The organism is Pseudomonas sp. R1-18 (assembly GCF_051132095.1).
In the GTDB taxonomy this organism is placed as follows: Bacteria; Pseudomonadota; Gammaproteobacteria; order Pseudomonadales; family Pseudomonadaceae; genus Aquipseudomonas.
Map to the genome: position 1 here is coordinate 3,719,971 of NZ_CP071658.1, position 17,665 is coordinate 3,737,635.

General features: G+C 60.5%; 16 protein-coding genes. 3 read left to right on the top strand and 13 right to left on the bottom strand.

The window, feature by feature from the left end; translation table 11 throughout:
• Position 1: 1 nt before the first annotated feature.
• The gene (locus J3P77_RS17020) at positions 2 to 544 is read right to left on the bottom strand and encodes a YaeQ family protein (protein ID WP_434677757.1); all 543 of its coding nucleotides are present in this window, start codon (positions 542 to 544) and stop codon (positions 2 to 4) included.
• 286 nt (positions 545 to 830) lie between these two features.
• Here J3P77_RS17020 and J3P77_RS17025 point away from each other — a divergent pair, with 286 nt between their 5' ends.
• Positions 831 to 1,667 (top strand): TIGR02285 family protein, encoded by an 837-nt coding sequence (locus J3P77_RS17025; RefSeq protein ID WP_434682043.1) that lies wholly within the window; start codon positions 831 to 833, stop codon positions 1,665 to 1,667.
• A gap of 198 nt (positions 1,668 to 1,865) precedes the next feature.
• Here J3P77_RS17025 and J3P77_RS17030 read toward each other — a convergent pair whose 3' ends face one another.
• Positions 1,866 to 2,162, bottom strand: coding sequence for a DUF3509 domain-containing protein (locus tag J3P77_RS17030; protein WP_434677758.1), 297 nt, complete (start codon positions 2,160 to 2,162; stop codon positions 1,866 to 1,868).
• Between the two features lie 332 nt (positions 2,163 to 2,494).
• On the opposite strand from J3P77_RS17030, the gene J3P77_RS17035 reads away from it, so the two are divergent.
• Complete coding sequence (locus tag J3P77_RS17035; protein WP_434677759.1) at positions 2,495 to 3,157, top strand: response regulator; 663 nt, start codon at positions 2,495 to 2,497, stop codon at positions 3,155 to 3,157.
• Here J3P77_RS17035 and J3P77_RS17040 read toward each other — a convergent pair.
• From J3P77_RS17040 to ffh, 11 genes are all read right to left on the bottom strand, one after another.
• Complete coding sequence (locus J3P77_RS17040) at positions 3,130 to 4,395, bottom strand: EAL domain-containing response regulator (RefSeq protein ID WP_434677760.1); 1,266 nt, start codon at positions 4,393 to 4,395, stop codon at positions 3,130 to 3,132. The two genes, J3P77_RS17035 and J3P77_RS17040, sit on opposite strands and share 28 nt — an antisense overlap.
• A 95-nt stretch (positions 4,396 to 4,490) precedes the next feature.
• On the bottom strand, positions 4,491 to 8,045 hold the full coding sequence (locus J3P77_RS17045) for an ATP-binding protein (RefSeq protein ID WP_434682044.1): 3,555 nt from the start codon (positions 8,043 to 8,045) through the stop codon (positions 4,491 to 4,493).
• Positions 8,046 to 8,230: 185 nt separating this feature from the next.
• A complete protein-coding gene (gene thrC, locus J3P77_RS17050; RefSeq protein ID WP_434677761.1) occupies positions 8,231 to 9,640 on the bottom strand; it encodes a threonine synthase in 1,410 nt (469 codons plus the stop codon).
• A gap of 145 nt (positions 9,641 to 9,785) precedes the next feature.
• Positions 9,786 to 11,090, bottom strand: coding sequence for a homoserine dehydrogenase (locus J3P77_RS17055; protein WP_434677762.1), 1,305 nt, complete (start codon positions 11,088 to 11,090; stop codon positions 9,786 to 9,788).
• A gap of 82 nt (positions 11,091 to 11,172) precedes the next feature.
• A complete protein-coding gene (dsbC, locus tag J3P77_RS17060) occupies positions 11,173 to 11,913 on the bottom strand; it encodes a bifunctional protein-disulfide isomerase/oxidoreductase DsbC (RefSeq protein ID WP_434677763.1) in 741 nt (246 codons plus the stop codon).
• A gap of 145 nt (positions 11,914 to 12,058) precedes the next feature.
• The gene (xerD, locus tag J3P77_RS17065; protein ID WP_434677764.1) at positions 12,059 to 12,955 is read right to left on the bottom strand and encodes a site-specific tyrosine recombinase XerD; all 897 of its coding nucleotides are present in this window, start codon (positions 12,953 to 12,955) and stop codon (positions 12,059 to 12,061) included.
• 98 nt (positions 12,956 to 13,053) lie between these two features.
• Positions 13,054 to 13,404, bottom strand: a complete 351-nt coding sequence (rplS, locus tag J3P77_RS17070) for a 50S ribosomal protein L19 (RefSeq protein WP_025258887.1) — start codon at positions 13,402 to 13,404, stop codon at positions 13,054 to 13,056.
• 44 nt (positions 13,405 to 13,448) lie between these two features.
• Positions 13,449 to 14,201: a tRNA (guanosine(37)-N1)-methyltransferase TrmD gene (gene trmD, locus J3P77_RS17075; RefSeq protein ID WP_125830425.1), complete on the bottom strand. Its 753-nt coding sequence runs from the start codon at positions 14,199 to 14,201 to the stop codon at positions 13,449 to 13,451.
• A 5-nt stretch (positions 14,202 to 14,206) separates the two neighbouring features.
• The gene (gene rimM / locus J3P77_RS17080; protein WP_434677765.1) at positions 14,207 to 14,746 is read right to left on the bottom strand and encodes a ribosome maturation factor RimM; all 540 of its coding nucleotides are present in this window, start codon (positions 14,744 to 14,746) and stop codon (positions 14,207 to 14,209) included.
• Positions 14,747 to 14,751: 5 nt separating this feature from the next.
• On the bottom strand, positions 14,752 to 15,009 hold the full coding sequence (gene rpsP / locus J3P77_RS17085) for a 30S ribosomal protein S16 (protein ID WP_024685933.1): 258 nt from the start codon (positions 15,007 to 15,009) through the stop codon (positions 14,752 to 14,754).
• Positions 15,010 to 15,254: 245 nt separating this feature from the next.
• Positions 15,255 to 16,631 (bottom strand): signal recognition particle protein, encoded by a 1,377-nt coding sequence (gene ffh / locus J3P77_RS17090; protein ID WP_434677766.1) that lies wholly within the window; start codon positions 16,629 to 16,631, stop codon positions 15,255 to 15,257.
• Between the two features lie 210 nt (positions 16,632 to 16,841).
• Here ffh and J3P77_RS17095 point away from each other — a divergent pair, with 210 nt between their 5' ends.
• Complete coding sequence (locus J3P77_RS17095) at positions 16,842 to 17,654, top strand: cytochrome C assembly family protein (RefSeq protein WP_434677767.1); 813 nt, start codon at positions 16,842 to 16,844, stop codon at positions 17,652 to 17,654.
• Positions 17,655 to 17,665: the final 11 nt, after the last annotated feature.

A 17,665-nucleotide genomic window follows, 5' to 3' on the forward strand; every position in this document is an offset into this window, starting at 1 on the left:
ATCAGCCGCGCTCGCCCGCAAGCCATTGCAGCTGGACTTCATGCTGCCCGCGATCATCAGTAACGAATACGGTCCCTTCGCTGATCATCACGTCCCACTTGATAACGCGCGGCATGTCCCTGGCCAGGACTTCGAGCACTTCCTGAGGCACGGCGGCGATATTAACGTTCTTCAGGTTCTTGACCGCCGGAACCACTTTGCCCTCCCAGACCCTCAGGCTGCCATAGGCCAGGAGGCTGGTGCGCTCGGTACGACGCGAGCACCAGGTCAGACGATCGGCATCGGGCTGACCTACTTCAATCCAGTGCAGAACGCGGTCATCCAGACTTTTTTCCCACAATGCGGGCTCGTCTACTTCAGACAAGCCGCGACCGAACGATAACTGTTCGTTGTACCAGAGCGCATAGGCCAGCAGACGCACGGTCATGCGCTCTTCGGTTTCGGAAGGATGACGGGCGATGGTTTGTTTGACGCTTTCATAGACCCCACGATCGAGATCGGTAAGGTTGAGTTCGAATTTGTAGGTCGTGGAAGGCTGGGCCATGAACGGGCTCTGGAGTGCGAGGAAAGGCGGCAAGTCTACCCGATGCTGGCGCGCCGAACGACCTTGGCGGAGCAACGGCGACGCAAACCCTTGACCGATCCTCCTTGCAGAAGATATTTGTACTCACGCATCGGGCCGCATTGCGGGATTCACCAATCTGTAACGCCTTGCGCAGAGCATCAGCGCAACGCGCGTGCAACCTGAAAGCTCGATGACTTCAAGGGATGAAAAACAGCATATGCCTACCCGAACCTTGAAATCTGCGCACGTCGCTCTGAGCGCATGGCTGGCCGCGCTTGTGTTGTGTACCGTGCCGGGCGCTGGCCAGGCCAGGGAAACGCTGACCTGGCTGATACGCGATCTGCCGCCGTCGACGATTTTTTCCGGCCCTCAGCAAGGGCAAGGTGCAATTGACCGCCTGATGCCGCTGCTGACCGCGCGCATGCCCGAGTACGACCATGTACTGATCCGGGTCAACCGCGCGCGCTCCACGCAAATGCTCATGGAGCATCCGTCCAGCTGTGACCCGACGTTGATGTGGACTGCCGAACGGGCCAGAAGCATCGCGTTTTCGATTCCGGTGTACATGCTGCTCAGCAGCGGACTGGTCGTGCGCAAGACTGACCTGCAACGCCTGGCCGATTTCATGGATGAAGGGCGGGTCGACCTGCGTCGGCTGCTGGAGGCACCGGGCTTCAAGGTGGGTGTCGTGGCGCAACGCAGCTACGGGCCTCTGGTCGACGAGATCATCAGGCACAGCAACCCCGATGCACTGAACCTGCACTACGGCAGCGAGGCCATCGGCAGTCAGTTGCAGATGGAACGTCTGGGGCGATTGCAGGCCTTGATCGGCTTCTGGCCTGAAGTGCGTTATCAGGCCGTAGAGCAAGATCTGCAATTGAGCGAGCTGGCGTTTCTGCCGATCAAGGGCAACCCCGCCTATCAATACGCGCACATCGGTTGCTCCGGCACACCTGAAGGCCGGCGCGCCATTCAGATCATCAACCGCGAGATGCGCGAACTGCGTGAAAGCGAGCTGATGGGGTTCTATGCCCAATGGCTGGCGCCGGAAGAACGCTCCCGATACCTGGAAGACGCCAGGGCATTTTTCGACAAACACTGAACGGCCGGATCGCAACGTCGACGCTCAGATCGGTCGTTATACCGAACAAAAGAAACCCCGGGCAGCGGGGAATCTGCCCGGGGTTAACAGGACCGCCAGCCTCGTGGCAGTTCCGCACGGCAGCCTCCGAATCGTCGGAGCACAACGATCGAACCTGCCGTGATCATACGAACGCCGAGGCCGGATCAGATTCCGTCTTCAGCCAAATGCGGGAGCCGCGGCAAACGCCTGGCCCAGCGCAGCATTACGGGTGGCTGCGATGACGCAGGGTTCGATGCGGCCTTCGGCGACCATCAGGTCCCGGTGCAGACCATCGACCACATCGGTCAGCTGGCGCTTGTCGCGCAATTGATCGGCGCTGAAACTGCGCTCGATCACAATGGCACCGGCTGCATCTCTCAGGGTCACCAGACGTTCGCCCCGTGAACCTTCAGGCCCGAGGCTGGCCTGGTAAGGAGCCAGCGCTTCGCTTAGCAGTAAGCTGATATTTTCCATCTAGATCACCACTCAACAGTTTGAATGCAAAGGTGCTAATCACTGACCGCGCGCACGAGCAGAAAGTTCTCGCCGGCTGGGCCAATTCGTCGCACCTGTCCTGATTTCGAGGATGCCTGTGCAATGTGACAGGGAAAAAACCGAGAGCTGATTCCCCTGCGCAACCCTGAGCGCGCGATCATTCACAACCGGCCCGTCAGCCACTACACAAATTGTAGGAATGTTCAGCGCTCGCTCCTGCCAGATCCTACGGATCACCTGCTTCGCCAGCGCATGGCTAAACAGCCGGATCAGATGCATTACCATGGGTCACCCTTCAACGGAGCAGTACCATGAGCTCATCCCTTGATCGTCCCATGCGCGTTGTCCTGGCGGATGACCATCCCATTTTCCTGATCGGCCTGCGCGTGGTCATCGAACACGGCGATGCGGCTCGGGTCGTGGGCGAGGCGAGCACTCCAGATGAGCTATTGCAGGTACTCAGGGAGCAGGACTGCGATGTGCTGGTCACCGACTTCATGATGCCCGCGCAACAGCAGAGTGACGGCTTGCGTCTGCTGCAGAGAATTCAGCGCGACTTTCCGACATTGCCGGTGATCGTCGTCACGACCCTGAGCAACGCCGGTCTGTTTCGCGCGATGCTCGACCTCAATGTGCAGGGATTGCTGAGCAAGGCCAGTGTCGCGGGTGAACTGCCGGCAGCGATTGAAAGTGTGCGCCGCCGCCAGGTATTCATTGCCGACTCGGTGCAGCGCGTGATGCTCCAGGCGCAGGAGTACGGCTGCGACCGGTTGGTCGCGCCGGAGCAGCTTTCGCCCAGAGAGCTGGAAGTGGTACGCCTGTTGGCGGCCGGCAAGGCGGTCGGCGAGATCGCCAGCCAGTTGAATCGCAGCAAGCAGACGGTCAGCAGCCAGAAGGTCAGCGCGATGCGCAAACTGGGGCTGGCCAACGAAGCCGCGCTATTCATTTACTTGCAGGAGCATGGTTTGTCCTGAGCGATTGCCTCAGTGGCGGCAGGCCTGAAGGCCAGCCTTTCACGCTCCGCCAGCCAACGCCTCAGGTCCGTTTCAGCCATCGGCCGTGCAATGAAATAGCCCTGCACGGCCGGGCTGCCCAGCATCATCACGCTGTGGAAGTCGTCCAGGGTTTCCACCCCTTCGACGACCACGTCCAGCGCCAGACGGCGAGCCATGAACATGGCCGAGGCGACCACTGCGGACTTGCGCGCGTCCTCCGCCATTCCGCGCACGAACTGGGCCGGGATCTTCAGCTCGTTGAAGGGCAATTGCAGCAGTCGCTGGATATTCGATGCGCCGGTACCGAAATCGTCGATCGACACCCGGCAACCCTGCAGGCGCAAACGCAGCAAGCCTTCCAGCGCTGCGGGTCGAGACGCCTCTGCGGGGTGTTCGAGGATTTCCAGGGTCAGCGCGCTCGCTGGCACATCGTGCTCGGCCAACAGCGTCAGCACGCGCGCCGCGAACCCTGGCTGGTCCATCACTTGCGGAGCAATGTTCACCGCAACGGGCATGGGTTCGCCACGCTGGTGCGCGGTAGCCGCGGAAAACTTCAGAGCCTGTTCCAGTACCCGCCAGGTCAACGGCGCCAGCAGCCCTCGCCGTTCCAGAGCGTCCATGAACCGCCCGGGCCCAAGCAGTCCGAACGCCGGATGCTGCCAGCGGACCAACGCTTCGACGCCGAGCACATCGCCATCGAGGTTGACCTTGGGCTGGAAATGCACAATCCATTGATCGGCGAGCGCCTTCACATCGACTGGCCCGTCGAACAGCTGCGTAGCGCTTAATGGATGCGAGTGCGGCTCAGGGCTGTCTTGCGGTGTCTGCTGCACGCGCCACCGCCAGGTAGCGAGCAACTCGCTCAGCACCGTCGCGCAAAGTGGCTTCTGCAAGCAGCAGAGTACTTCAAGGCCCTGCCGTTGCGCCAGCTGGCCTACGCCCTCAATCACATCCGCAGCGGTGCTGCTCAGCACCACCAGCGCTTGGGCCTGACCGGTTTCGGCCAGGTGACGAATGAAGTCCAGACCATCCGGACCGTCCATTTGCAGATCGCAGATAGCGATGTCGACGCTTCCGCGCTTGTCCAGCGAACACTTGGCAGCGTCGACGCTATCGGCAGTCAGCACGTCGTATACATGATTGGCATTGAGCATCTGGTGCAGTGCCATCATTTGAAACGGGTGATCCTCTAGAATCAGGACTTTGGGTGAACGCACGGTCGGGCCTACTGAGTGGCGGCTGGCTGAAGCCGCGCACTCTAGCCAACTGTTCAGTGCTGCCCCATAGGACAAGTCCGAAACCTGACAGGCACTCAACTCTGGGTCGTCGGCATCCGGTTCAGGTGCGGTTCGATGTCAGCCTGAAGCCCGGCGATGGCATCCGCGAGAGTGGCCCAGCGCTCGGCCAGACTGGCTTCACGTTCTTCCTGCACTTCAGCGTCGAGCGCGGCGCAGGCACGGGCCAGCGGCGCCGCATCCACCAGACACGCCGCGCCCTTGAGACGATGCAACGCGGCGCTCAACGTTTTCCAGTCAAGGGCAGCGACTGCGTCGCTCAACACGTCGTGTTCGTGACTCAGGTTTTTCCACAGCTCCGCCAGCAGCCGCTGCATCTGCTCCGGATTGGCCTGTGTCATCCGCCGCAAGGTACGGATATCGAAAAGACGTTCGCGGACCACGCGGGCCAGCTCGGTTGCCAGGCGCTCCAGCGACAGCGGCTTGATCAGCAGACCGTCCATGCCGACAAGCTCGCAGCGCTCCCTTTCATCGTTCATCGCATTGGCGGTGCAACCGATCACAGGACAATGCTCGCGCGTTTCCTGCTCCTCGATTCCCCGGATCGCTTCGGTCAGGGCGTAGCCACTGACGCCTGGCATATTGCAGTCGGTAATGACCGCGTCGAAATCCTGTTGCCGCCAGGCGTGCAACGCGGCTTCGCCACCGCCAACCGGTACCACCTGGTGCCCGAGGAATTCCAGCTGGCGGGTCAGCACCAGCCGGTTGGCGGACAAGTCGTCGGCCACAAGCAGGCGCAGCGCTCGCTGCTCAGCTGGTGGCTGCCACTGCTCAGCCTGATGAGCCGGCGTCTGGGTCACGCGAGCGAGGGCCAGCTCGATCACTGCTTCGGTGCCCTGCCCCGGTTCGCTGCGCAAATCCAGCTGACCTTTCATCAGCGCAACCAGTTGCCGGGAAATACTCAGCCCCAGGCCAGTGCCTCCGTAGCGAGCCGCGGTGTCGTCGCTGCCTTGGGTGAATGGCTGAAACACCTCGTTCAAGCGATCGGGGGCAATGCCTGGACCGGTATCGCGCACGCTGATCCGCAGCCGCGAAGACTGCTCTGTTGTCTCAAGGACGTTGACGCACAGGGTCACCCCGCCCTGCCCGGTGAACTTCAGGGCGTTGCCGAACAGGTTTTGCAAAACCTGGCGCAGGCGCAGCGGATCAAGCCAATAGAGGCCCTGCGCGCGCTCGTCGAACTCCAGACGCAGGTCCAGCCCTTTTTCCTGCGCAACCGCCGAGAACAGCCGAACCACCCCTTGCAGAAAATCGTGCAGCGGCGTCACGGCCAGTGCCAGCTGCATGCCTCCGGCTTCGATCTTGGCAAGGTCCAGGCTGTCGCCGATCAAGGCGACCAGTTGCTGCGCGGACGCGTGCGCAACCCGCAGGTTTTCGGAAGGCGCCTGACCAGAGCGCAGCGCCTGTTCACACTCCAGTTCCAGCAGACCGATGATTGCGCCCATGGGCGTGCGAATTTCGTGGCTCATGGTGGCCAGAAACGCACTCTTGGCCTCGTTGGCCTGATCGGCGTGACGCAGCGCCTGTTCCAGTTGAGTCGCGAGTTGCTTGCGCTCGGTGATATCCACCCAGCCCCCCAGCAGCCCTTGAAGCTCGCCATCAGCGGCAAAGAACGGAACCGTCCATTGCCAGGCATCGACACGCTTCCCGTTCAGCTCCATGGATCTGTCGGCGAAAACCGGACAGCGGTCTGCCAGCAGCTTGAGGTAGTCGCTGTGCATCTGTTCGGCAACCGGGCGAGGAATCAGATCGACGTCGATCAACCGGCGGCCGTTCATCTGCTCGAAGCTGACGCCGAAACTGTCCTCGTAGCTGCGATTGCAAGACACCAGACGACCCTTGAGGTCGCGCACATAAATCGGCGTCGGTATCCCGTCGAGCAGCGCATGTTTGAACGCGAGCTGGTCATTGAGCTGCTGTTCGGCCTCCAGACGCTGGCGGATCTGCACCTTGAGCCGGCTGCTCCACAGCAGCGATACAAACCCGACCAGCACCGCCACCGCCAGAACCCAGAACACCCATTGAGGAATGCGGCTCCAGAGTGAAGGCTGCGGTAAGACCGCGCCCAGCCATTTCATGCGGATGGAGCGCATTTCGGCCACCGGAAACTCTTCGAGCGCCTTGTTGAGGATGCTCAACAACTCTGGCTGGGATTTGATGACCGAGAACCGGTCGGGCGACCATTTCCCATCGACGCTGCGGCCGACCTTGAGTTCGCCCGGCGGGTACAGATAGGCACCGGCTTCATTCTGGATCGTCGCGTCTGCTTCGCCGCTTTCCACCAGTTGACGAGCTTCGTCGTAGGTGGCGACCAGCCGCAACCGCACCTGTGGGTGCTCACGCCTGATGGAGTCCTCCAGTGCATGCCTCGCGGGCAGGGCCAGTACCTTACCGCTCAGGTTATTCAGCGACACCCTGGCGTTGCTGCCTGCACGCACGACGAACACCCAGCTGTTACCGCCGAACGAGTAGGTAAAATCCAGAAAGCGCCGACGGTCCGCGTTTTCCGCCAGGGTCGTGTTCATGTCCGCTTCCCCGGCCTGAAGCAAGGCAATGCTCGCCTGGGTGGACGGCGCCTCCTTGTAGACGAACCGCAAGCCGGTCATGCGTGAAATTCGCGCGATGATATCCGTGTTCAGTCCGACCCAGGTTCCGTTCTGGTCCTTGTAGATGTAAGGCGGCTGCTGCGTGGTCGCGATGGTCACGCTGGGATGACGGCGGATCCAGTCACGTTCCGCACCGGACAACATGAGCCGCTGCCCAACCACATCCGCGCCCAGACCGATGGTCCAGCGGCCCAGCACTTCATGTCTGACCGATGCGTCCAGACTGGCCAGCGACCGGTCGATCAGACTCAGCAAGCGTTGCTCGCTATCACGAACGGCAAACGCGAAACCCACCGGCGGCAAAGCGCTCTCGGCTTTGATCTGCAGGCCGAGGTAAGGACGCAGCGCGGTGTAAGAGCGAACGATGACCTCGTTGCCGATGAATGCGTCGACCTCACCCTGGCTCAGCGCCTCCAGCGCACTGTTCAGATTGGGGGCGATGATAATCTGGCTGTCAGGGTAAGCGCCGTTGACCACTGCAGAATCGGCGTAACCGTCGAGCAGCACGACCTTCTTGCCCACGAGCCTGGATACGACGGTCTGGTCGTTGCCGCGCCCCACCACTACCGATCTGTCAGGCATGTATTCGGTGGAAAACGCGAGCCCCGGCACACCTCGCTCGAAGCCGTTGGCACTGGTGAGAATATCGATGCCGCCGCCGCGCAACGCCTCGATAGCCTCGTCGCGTTTGGCAAACCCCACGACCTGCATCGGCATGTTCAACGCATCGCCGATCAGGCTCAGATAGTCGGCGCTGATGCCTTGATAGCGATTGCGGTCGCTGGTGATGTCGATGGGTTCATAGTCGGCAATCGCGATGCCGACCCGCAGGATCCGGCGTTCACGCAGCCAGTCGCGGTCCCGCGCGTCGATGGGCAAATCCGCCAATTGTCTGAACGGTGCGCCCAGTTTGAAAGGCAGGTTCTGAGCGCTCTGCGCTGGCTGAAATAACGACAGTAACAGCATCAGCAGCGCCGCGCGCCACGCATGCTTCGTCATCCCGTTGCCTGTCTTCCTGACCTCACCTTGCTCGCTTACCTGCTTCACAACCAATGACTCACTCGTATGAACTGCAAACGTCCGAAGTTTGGCACGTCAAAACGAGAAGGCCCGCCAAGTGGCGGGCCCTAAGTTGTTACACAACGATTCTGTCAGAGCGGCTTGCCGCGATTGCCGTGCTGGCTGACGAATGCCTGGATGGCCTTCAGATCGTTCGGAAGCACGGTGCAGCGCTCGTCGCGCTGGAACAGATCAGCCATGTGCGCCGGCAGTTCCAGCGCCTTGCCAACGCCCGCCTTGAGAACTGCGTCGGGAAATTTCACCGGGTGCGCGGTGCCCAGCACCACCATCGGCGTGTCCAGGCTGCGACGGCATTCGCGCGCAGCCTTGACTCCGATTGCGGTATGCGGATCGAGCACTTCACCAGTCTTGGCGAACACCTCGGCGATTACCTCACAGGTGTCTTCGTCGCTGACCGCCAGCGAGTCGAACAGCTTGCGGGTTTCGGTCCAGCGATCTTCTTCGACGCTGAAACCGCCGCCTTGACGGAAGGTATCCATCAGACCGGCGATGGCCGCGCCGTTACGGCCGTGCATGTCGAACAGCAGGCGTTCGAAGTTGGACGACACCATGATGTCCATGGACGGTGACAGGGTCGCGTGCAGGGTTTCTTTTACATACTGGTTGCCGCTCATGAAGCGGTGCAGGATGTCGTTGCGATTGGTGGCCACGACTAGCTGATTGATCGGCAGACCCATGTTGCGTGCCAGATAGCCGGCAAAGATATCGCCGAAGTTGCCGGTCGGAACCGAGAACGCCACCGAGCGAGCCGGGCCGCCCAACTGTAGCGCCGCATGGAAGTAGTAGACGATCTGGGCCATGATCCGTGCCCAGTTGATCGAGTTGACCGCGACCAGGCGGGTGCCTTTCAGAAAGCCCTGGTCGGCGAAACTTGCCTTGACCATTTCCTGGCAGTCGTCGAAATTGCCTTCCACCGCGATGTTGTGGATGTTGTCGCCGAAGATGGTGGTCATCTGGCGGCGCTGAACGTCCGAAACCCGATTGTTCGGATGCAGGATGAAGATATCGACGTTCTCGCAACGACGGCAGCCTTCGATGGCAGCCGAGCCGGTGTCACCGGAGGTCGCGCCGATGATCACTACACGCTCGCCGCGCTTGGCGAGCACGTAGTCGAGCAGGCGACCCAGCAGTTGCAGGGCGAAATCCTTGAAAGCCAGGGTCGGGCCGTGAAACAGCTCCATGACCCACTCGTTGCCGGCCAGCTGGCGCAGCGGCGCGACCGAGCTGTGCGCGAATACGCCATAAGTCTCTTCAAGGATCTTCTTGAAGTCGGCATCAGGAATGCTGCCGGTCACGAACGGACGCATCACGCGAAATGCCAGCTCGTGATAAGGCAGGCCAGCCCACGAAGCGATTTCTTCCTGAGTGAAACGCGGCAGGTTCTCCGGCACATAAAGGCCGCCGTCGCTCGCCAGACCGGTCAGCAACACGTCTTCGAAATTCAATGCAGGCGCTTGGCCGCGGGTACTGATGTAGCGCATGGGATCAAACCTTTGGTTTGAGCTGAAGCTCAAAGCTACAAGTTGAAGCTACCGGCTACAAGCTGCAAGCAAAAGCACGCTGGCCTCTGTTTGCAGCTTGCAGCTTGCGGCTTGCAGCTCGCAGCTTCCCGCTTCAGCTAATCGATTAATTCAAATGTTCAACGCGGATACGAACGACCGGACCTACCACACCCTGCAACGCTTCGAGCGCCATGATCGCGTCGTTGATGTGCTGCTCCAGCACGCGATGGGTCAGGAGAATCATCGGCACCAGGCCGTCCTGCTCCTCGACTTCCTTCTGCATGATCGACTCGATGTTGATCCCGCGTTCGGACAGGATACTCGCCACTTGAGCCAGCACGCCCGGGTGATCCTTGGCCTGAATGCGCAGGTAGTAGGCGCTTTCGCACTCTTCGATGGGCAGGATCGGGTGCGCGGACAGGGAATCGGGCTGAAAGGCCAGATGCGGAACGCGGTTCTCCGGATCGGATGTCATCGCGCGGACCACGTCTACCAGATCGGCCACGACCGACGACGCGGTCGGTTCCATACCGGCACCTGCACCGTAGAACAGTGTCGAACCGGATGCGTCGCCGTTGACCATGACTGCGTTCATCACGCCATTGACGTTGGCGATCAGGCGGTCGGCAGGAATCAGTGTCGGGTGAACGCGCAGTTCGATGCCCTTGGCGGTGCTGCGGGCGACGCCCAGATGCTTGATGCGGTAGCCCAGCGCCTCGGCGTAGTTCACATCGGCGGTCGTCAGTTTTGTGATGCCTTCGGTGTAGGCCTTGTCGAACTGCAGGGGAATGCCGAATGCGATCGAGGCCAGGATGGTCAGCTTGTGCGCGGCGTCGATGCCTTCGACGTCAAAGGTCGGGTCGGCCTCGGCGTAACCCAGCGCCTGAGCTTCGGCCAGCACGTCAGGGAAAGTGCGGCCTTTCTCGCGCATTTCGGTGAGGATGAAGTTGCCCGTACCGTTGATGATCCCGGCCAGCCAGTTGATCCGGTTGGCCGACAGGCCTTCACGAATCGCCTTGATCACCGGGATACCGCCTGCGACCGCTGCTTCGAAGGCGACGATCACGCCCTTCTCCCGCGCCTTGGCGAAAATCTCGTTGCCGTGGACGGCGATCAGCGCCTTGTTGGCGGTCACCACGTGCTTGCCGTTGTCGATGGCCTTGAGCACCAGCTCGCGAGCCACGGAGTATCCGCCGATCAGCTCGACGACGATATCAATCTCGGGGTTGGTCGCGACTGCGAACACGTCCGCGGTGGTCGGGGTACCGGCAATCTGGCAGTTGGGGTTTGGAGTACGAACGGCAATCTGCGCCACTTCGATTCCACGCCCGGCACGGCGGGCAATCTCCTCGGCGTTACGCTGAAGCACGTTGAAGGTACCGCCGCCGACAGTACCCAGCCCACAAATGCCTACTTTGACCGGTTTCACTGATGCACTCCCCGTAAAACGTTCGACCCTGGATCGACCGTGAAAAACAGCCGCGCGCTCACGCGCGACTCCAATATGAGTATTACCTGGCGCCCAGCGCCAGCTTCGCGACCTGCGCGGCGGGCTGATAGCCCGGAATCAGCTGGCCGTCAGCCAGAACGATTGCCGGTGTGCCATTCACGCCGATGGATTGGCCCATCTCGAACTGCTTGCTGACCGGGTTCTCGCACTTGTCTGCCTTGATGTCCTTGCCATCGACCATGCGGTCCATGGCGGCCTTGCGGTCCTTGGAGCACCACACAGCCTGCAGCTGCTGGTCGCCAGGAGAACCGAGACCCTGACGCGGAAATGCCAGATAGCGCACTTCGATACCCATCTTGTTCAGCTGGGCAACTTCTTCATGCAGCTTGTGGCAGTAAGGACAGGTGGTGTCGGTGAAGACCGTGATATGCGACTTGGTTTCGCCAACGGCAGGATAAACGACCATTTCACCCGCCGGGATGGCATTGATGGTCTTGGAGATCGCCTGACGCTCGGTCTTCTCGGTCAGGTTGACCGGCTTGCCGTCCTGGATCTGGAACAGATAGCCCTGCATGACGAACTGGCCGTCGGCGCTGGCGTACAGAACGCGGCCGCCCTTGAGCTTGACCTCGTACAGATTGTTCAGCGGACTGGCCGCGATGCTTTCGACCGGTACTTCGAGCTGGAGCGATTCAAGGGTCTTGCGAATGGCTTGTTCGGGTGCCGTTGCGGCCAGGGCAACGGTACTGAATGTGCCGGCCACCGCGACGATGGCAGCGGCGAAAATCTGAGGCAAACGCATGAAAACTCCTATAGCGGCGGACAGACCGGCAGCGGTCGGGACAACGGATGCCGACCTCAATCTGCGAAACCGGCAAAGCCTATCACATAAGGCCTGCAAGACCGACCCGCGCTGACGTAAGACGCCACTCAATTTGCCACAGGAATCAGCCACGCGGATGGTGTTTTGCATGCATTTCCTGCAAGCGGGCGCGTGCGACATGGGTATAGATCTGGGTGGTCGACAGATCACTGTGACCCAGCAGCATCTGCACCACGCGAAGGTCCGCGCCATGGTTGAGCAGATGCGTCGCGAATGCATGCCGCAGGGTATGCGGTGACAACGATTTGCCGATTCCGGCGACCGCCGCCTGATGCTTGATGCGATGCCAGAATGTCTGGCGAGTCATCTGCTCGCCACGCTGGCTGGGGAACAGCACGTCACTGGGCCTCCCTCCCAACAGCTCGCCGCGGGCGCCACGCAGATAGCGCTCGACCCAGACGATCGCTTCCTCGCCCATAGGCACCAGTCGCTCCTTGCTGCCTTTGCCCATCACCCGCAGCACGCCCTGGCGCAGGTTGACCTGTTCCAGCGTCAGGCTGATCAGCTCGGTCACGCGCAGCCCGCAGGCGTAAAGCACCTCCAGCATGGCGCGATCACGCTCGCCAATAGGCTCGCTCAGATCCGGCGCCGCCAGCAGCGCTTCAACGTCGGCTTCAGACAGGGACTTGGGCAGCGGCTTGCCGAGCTGCGGCATGTCGACCTGCAGAGTCGGGTCGACGCTGATCAGCTTTTCGCGCAACAGGTAGCGGTAGAACCCACGCGCGCCGGACAGGAAACGTGCCGTGGAACGCGGCTTGTAAGCCTGGTCGACGCGCCACGCCAGGTGATCGAGGATCGCCTCGCGCCCAGCACTGGCCAGATCGACATTGCGTTCCTGCAACCAGCCGTTGAACAGCGCGAGGTCACTGCGATACGCATCGCGGGTGTTATCGGACAGGCCTTTCTCCAGCCACAGTGCATCCAGGAAGCGGTCAATCAGAGGGTGGTCGATGGCAGGCATGTTCACTCTGGCAAAGGGTCGCAACAGGGGTCAATCATCAAACAGCAGGCAATAAAAAAGCAGCCCTCAGGCTGCTTTTTTTGCATCGAAACGCTGTATCAGGACAGTTTTTCTTTGATGCGAGCTGCTTTACCGGACAGGTCACGCAGGTAGTACAGTTTGGCCTTGCGAACGTCACCGCGACGCTTCACAGCCAGGCTGTCGATTTGCGGGCTGTAGGTCTGGAAAGTACGCTCAACGCCAACACCGTTGGAGATCTTGCGAACAGTGAAAGCACTGTTCACGCCACGGTTACGCTTGGCGATGACAACGCCTTCGAACGCTTGCAGACGAGCGCGGTCGCCTTCCTTCACTTTCACCTGAACGACGATGGTGTCGCCCGGGGCAAAGGTAGGGATCTCTTTGGTCATCTGCTCTGCTTCGAGGGCAAGAATGATTTTGTTAGTCATGCTGGTGCTCCTAAGGTGATCCGTCTGGATCAACCATCGATACGTTAACTATCGTCCCGCTCGCGGATGTATTCCGCCAGCAGCTTCTTCTCTTCTCCAGAAAGCGAGCGGCTTTCCAGAAGATCAGCGCGTCGTTCGTAGGTCCGCCCAAGGGACTGCTGCAAACGCCAACGCCGGATGTGCGCGTGATTGCCACTTAGCAACACGTCGGGAACACGCTGATCCGCATACACCTCAGGTCGGGTGTAGTGCGGGCAATCCAGCAGACCGTCCGTGAAGGAATCTTCCTCCGCGGAGTCCACATGCCCTAAAGCTCCGGGCAGCAGTCGCGTAACCGCGTCGATCAGCACCATCGCCGGCAGCTCGCCGCCAGACAGAACATAGTCACCAATCGACCACTCTTCATCGACATGAGCATCAATAAAACGCTCGTCAATGCCTTCATAACGACCGGCAATGAGGATAATCGCTTCCTCTTTTGCCAACTCGCGCACCGCTGACTGATCCAGTCTGCGGCCTTGTGGCGACAGGTAAATAACCTTCGCCGCATCCCCTGCCGCTTGCCTGGCCTGAACCAGAGCATCTTCCAGGGGCTTGATCTTCATCACCATGCCCGGACCACCGCCAAATGGGCGATCATCCACAGTGTGATGGCGATCAGTGGTGTAATCCCGCGGATTCCAACAGGTCAGCTGCATGAGCCCCTGTTTCACCGCACGGCTGGTAATGCCGTATTCACTGATGGCGGAGAACATCTCCGGGAACAGACTGATGACTTCTATGCGTAGGCTGGCCATGGCATTCAGAAGTCCGCATCCCAATCCACCTTCATTTCGCCGGCTTCCAGGTCGACTGCCAACACGCATTGCTCCGTATAGGGCAACAGGCGCTCACGATCATCCAGGCTGCCCGCGCAGGGCTTTACAACCATTACATCGTTCGAACCGGTTTCGAGCAGGTGATCGATCTTCCCGAGCAGTTGCCCGAGCTGGTCAATGACCTTGAGGCCTTCGAGCTGGTACCAGTAGTACTCGCCGTCGTCCAGATCAGGGAACAGGTTGCGTGGCACGCAGATTTCGAAACCGGACAGAAGACGTGCTTCTTCACGATCATCGAGACCTTTGAGCTTTACGACCAGAAACTTGCTCTGCAAGCGTCCGCTGATCAGCTCCACCTGTTTGTCGACGCTGCCTTCGCGCCGAAGCGTCCAGGTTTTGTAGTCCAACAGGTTTCCAATCGGATCGGTAAAGGAATAAACCTTCACTTCGCCGCGAACGCCATGAACCGAGTAAATCTTGCCAATGACGATCAGATCGTCGGCAGATGCTGGCGTCGCGTTCATAAGACTCAGGCCGCGGCCTTAGCCTTGTTGTGCTCTTTGAGCAGCTGGGCAACGCGCTCGGAAGTCTGTGCACCAACGCTCAACCAGTAGTTGACGCGTTCTTCGTTCACGGACAAACGGATTTCCTGACCACGGGCAACCGGGTTGAAGAAACCAACCTGCTCCTTGTGGGAACCGTCGCGAGCGTTACGGCTGTCGGTAACGGTCAGGTGGTAAAACGGGCGCTTTTTGGAGCCGCCCAGGGCAAGACGAATAGTTAGCATTGAACATCGTTCCTGTAGTCGGTGCTGCAAATCTATGATGCACAGCGGGCATAGGTGCCCGAAAGGCCGCATATTCTAAGGAATATCCCGCCTTTTGCAAATGACTTTTTCCGGCGACCACCGGCGTGCCATCAGATTTGCAAGGAAGCTGTCGGGTCGACAGCAGCTGGAGACCCGCACAACGCGGGTTTAGCGCAGGTTGCCCTGCGCAAGGGACGCGCGCGGAAAGCCCGCGCGCGACGCAATCACATCTTCGGCATGCCGCCGCCTGGGAACATCCCGCCCATGCCGCGCATCATTTTGGCCATGCCACCTTTGGTGGAGAATTTCTTCATCATCTTCTGCATCTGCTTGTGCTGCTTGATCAGACGCCCGATGTCCTGGACCTGGGTACCCGAACCAATCGCGATGCGACGCTTGCGCGAGCCGCTGATCATTTCCGGGTCACGACGTTCGGCCGGGGTCATCGAGTTGATGATGGCTTCCATCTGCTTGAACTGCTTTTCCGCGGCGCCCTGAGCGTTACCCATCTGGGACAGATTGACGCCGCCGATGCTCGGCAGCTTGTCCATCAGACCGCCGAGGCCGCCCATGTTCTTCATTTGTTGCAACTGGTCGCGGAAGTCTTCGAGATCGAAGCCTTTGCCCTTCTTGAGCTTTTTCGCCAGCTTGTCGGCTTTTTCCTTGTCGAGGGTCTGTTCGGCCTGCTCGATCAGGCTGAGCACGTCGCCCATGCCCAGAATACGGGACGCGATACGGTCCGGATGGAACGGCTCCAGCGCCTCGCTCTTCTCGCCCATACCGATGAACTTGATCGGCTTGCCGGTGATGGCGCGCACCGAAAGTGCCGCACCACCGCGCGCATCGCCGTCGACCTTGGTGAGAATGACACCGGTCAATGGCAGCGCATCACCGAAGGCCTTGGCGGTATTGGCCGCGTCCTGACCGGTCATGGCGTCGACCACGAACAGGGTCTCGGCGGGCTTGACCACGCTGTGCAGCGCCTGGATCTCGGTCATCATCTCGGCGTCGACGTGCAGACGACCGGCGGTGTCGACGATCACCACATCGATGAACTTCAGCCTGGCTTCTTTAATAGCTGCCTGCGCGATATCGACCGGTTTCTGGCTGATGTCGGAGGCAAAGAAGGTCACGCCGATATCGTTGGCGAGAGTTTCAAGCTGCTTGATGGCCGCGGGACGGTAAACGTCGACCGACACCACCATCACGGTTTTCTTCTTGCGCTCCTTGAGGAAGCGCGCCAGCTTGCCGGCGGTAGTGGTCTTGCCCGCGCCCTGCAGGCCGGCCATGAGCACGACTGCGGGTGGCGTGACGTTGAGCACCAGATCTTCGTTGGCGGCGCCCATCAGGCTTTCGAGTTCGGCCTGGACGATCTTCACGAACGCCTGACCCGGCGTCAGGCTGCGCGACACCTCGGTGCCGACCGCACGTTCCTTGACGTTGTTGACGAAGTCCTTGACCACCGGCAAAGCGACGTCGGCTTCAAGCAAAGCCATGCGCACTTCGCGCAGGGTATCTTTGATGTTGTCCTCGTTCAGCTTGGCCTTGCCGGTCACATGGCGTAGCGTCTGCGAGAGGCGGTCTGTCAGGTTTTCAAACATGCGCGATCCTTTCAGGCTCTGGTAGAGCCCCGGTTGGTGCGGCCCGGCCCGCATTGAAATGGCGCTCGACGAGCCTGCGGCTTGAGCAGGTCGCGGATTATAGCGGAGACTCCGCATGACGGACACCACGCAGACTGCTTCTGTGGTCTTTCGTGAAATGTCGGTTCTATGCCAAACTCAGCGTCTTTTCAGGCCCGCTCCCCAGGATCTATGTTCCCCTTGCCACCCAGCCTGCTTCCCAGCCTCGCCGCCGCCGGACTCTACGCCGCTGCGACCGTCTATCAGGGCGTGCGCCTGAGCCAGCCCGCCAGGCCGAACAAGCGCTTGCTCTGCCTGCTCGGCACACTGGCGGTGATCGCCCATGCCATCGGTCTCTTTTCGCAACTGGCACGACCCGCGGGCCTCGGCCTGGATTTCTTCAATTCCGCCAGCCTGATCGCCGTGTCGGTGATTGCCGTGACGCTGATCGCCATCGCGCGCATTCCGGTGGAGAACCTGCTGGTGCTGCTCTTCCCGCTCGGCATGATCACGGCCCTACTGGCTCAATTCGTGCCCAGCGGCACGGTGCAGCCAATCATGGAAGAGCCAGGCATTCTCAGCCACATCCTGCTGTCGCTGCTGGCTTACGGCATGTTCACGATTGCCGTGTTCCAGGCGCTGCTGGTGCTGGTGCAGGATCACCAGCTCAAGCACAAGCATCCTTCAGGGCTTATCAAGAACTTCCCGCCGCTGCAAACTATGGAAAGCCTGCTGTTCGGCTTCCTCTGGGCCGGCTGGTTCCTGCTTTCGCTGTCCCTGCTGTCCGGCTGGCTGTTCGTCGAGAACCTTTTCGCCCAGCATCTGGTCCACAAGACCCTGCTCGCGTGCCTTGCCTGGGTGGTGTTCAGCGTACTGCTGTGGGGGCGCAATCGTCTTGGCTGGCGTGGCCACAAAGCGATTCGCTGGACGCTGGGCGGTTTCTGCCTGCTGATGCTGGCCTATTTCGGCAGCAAGCTGGTACGCGAATTCATCCTGCACATCTGACGAGCGTCGAT

Excerpts from the sequence above, each read along its gene's own strand:
- J3P77_RS17020 (WP_434677757.1), bottom strand. The coding sequence starts at position 544 with ATGGCCCAGCCTTCCACGACCTACAAATTCGAACTCAACCTTACCGAT.
- J3P77_RS17030 (WP_434677758.1), bottom strand. The coding sequence starts at position 2,162 with ATGGAAAATATCAGCTTACTGCTAAGCGAAGCGCTGGCTCCTTACCAG.
- J3P77_RS17035 (WP_434677759.1), top strand. The coding sequence starts at position 2,495 with ATGAGCTCATCCCTTGATCGTCCCATGCGCGTTGTCCTGGCGGATGAC.
- J3P77_RS17045 (WP_434682044.1), bottom strand. The coding sequence starts at position 8,045 with ATGCTGTTACTGTCGTTATTTCAGCCAGCGCAGAGCGCTCAGAACCTG.
- thrC (WP_434677761.1), bottom strand. The coding sequence starts at position 9,640 with ATGCGCTACATCAGTACCCGCGGCCAAGCGCCTGCATTGAATTTCGAA.
- dsbC (WP_434677763.1), bottom strand. The coding sequence starts at position 11,913 with ATGCGTTTGCCTCAGATTTTCGCCGCTGCCATCGTCGCGGTGGCCGGC.
- xerD (WP_434677764.1), bottom strand. The coding sequence starts at position 12,955 with ATGCCTGCCATCGACCACCCTCTGATTGACCGCTTCCTGGATGCACTG.
- rplS (WP_025258887.1), bottom strand. The coding sequence starts at position 13,404 with ATGACTAACAAAATCATTCTTGCCCTCGAAGCAGAGCAGATGACCAAA.
- trmD (WP_125830425.1), bottom strand. The coding sequence starts at position 14,201 with ATGGCCAGCCTACGCATAGAAGTCATCAGTCTGTTCCCGGAGATGTTC.
- rimM (WP_434677765.1), bottom strand. The coding sequence starts at position 14,746 with ATGAACGCGACGCCAGCATCTGCCGACGATCTGATCGTCATTGGCAAG.
- rpsP (WP_024685933.1), bottom strand. The coding sequence starts at position 15,009 with ATGCTAACTATTCGTCTTGCCCTGGGCGGCTCCAAAAAGCGCCCGTTT.
- ffh (WP_434677766.1), bottom strand. The coding sequence starts at position 16,631 with ATGTTTGAAAACCTGACAGACCGCCTCTCGCAGACGCTACGCCATGTG.
- J3P77_RS17095 (WP_434677767.1), top strand. The coding sequence starts at position 16,842 with ATGTTCCCCTTGCCACCCAGCCTGCTTCCCAGCCTCGCCGCCGCCGGA.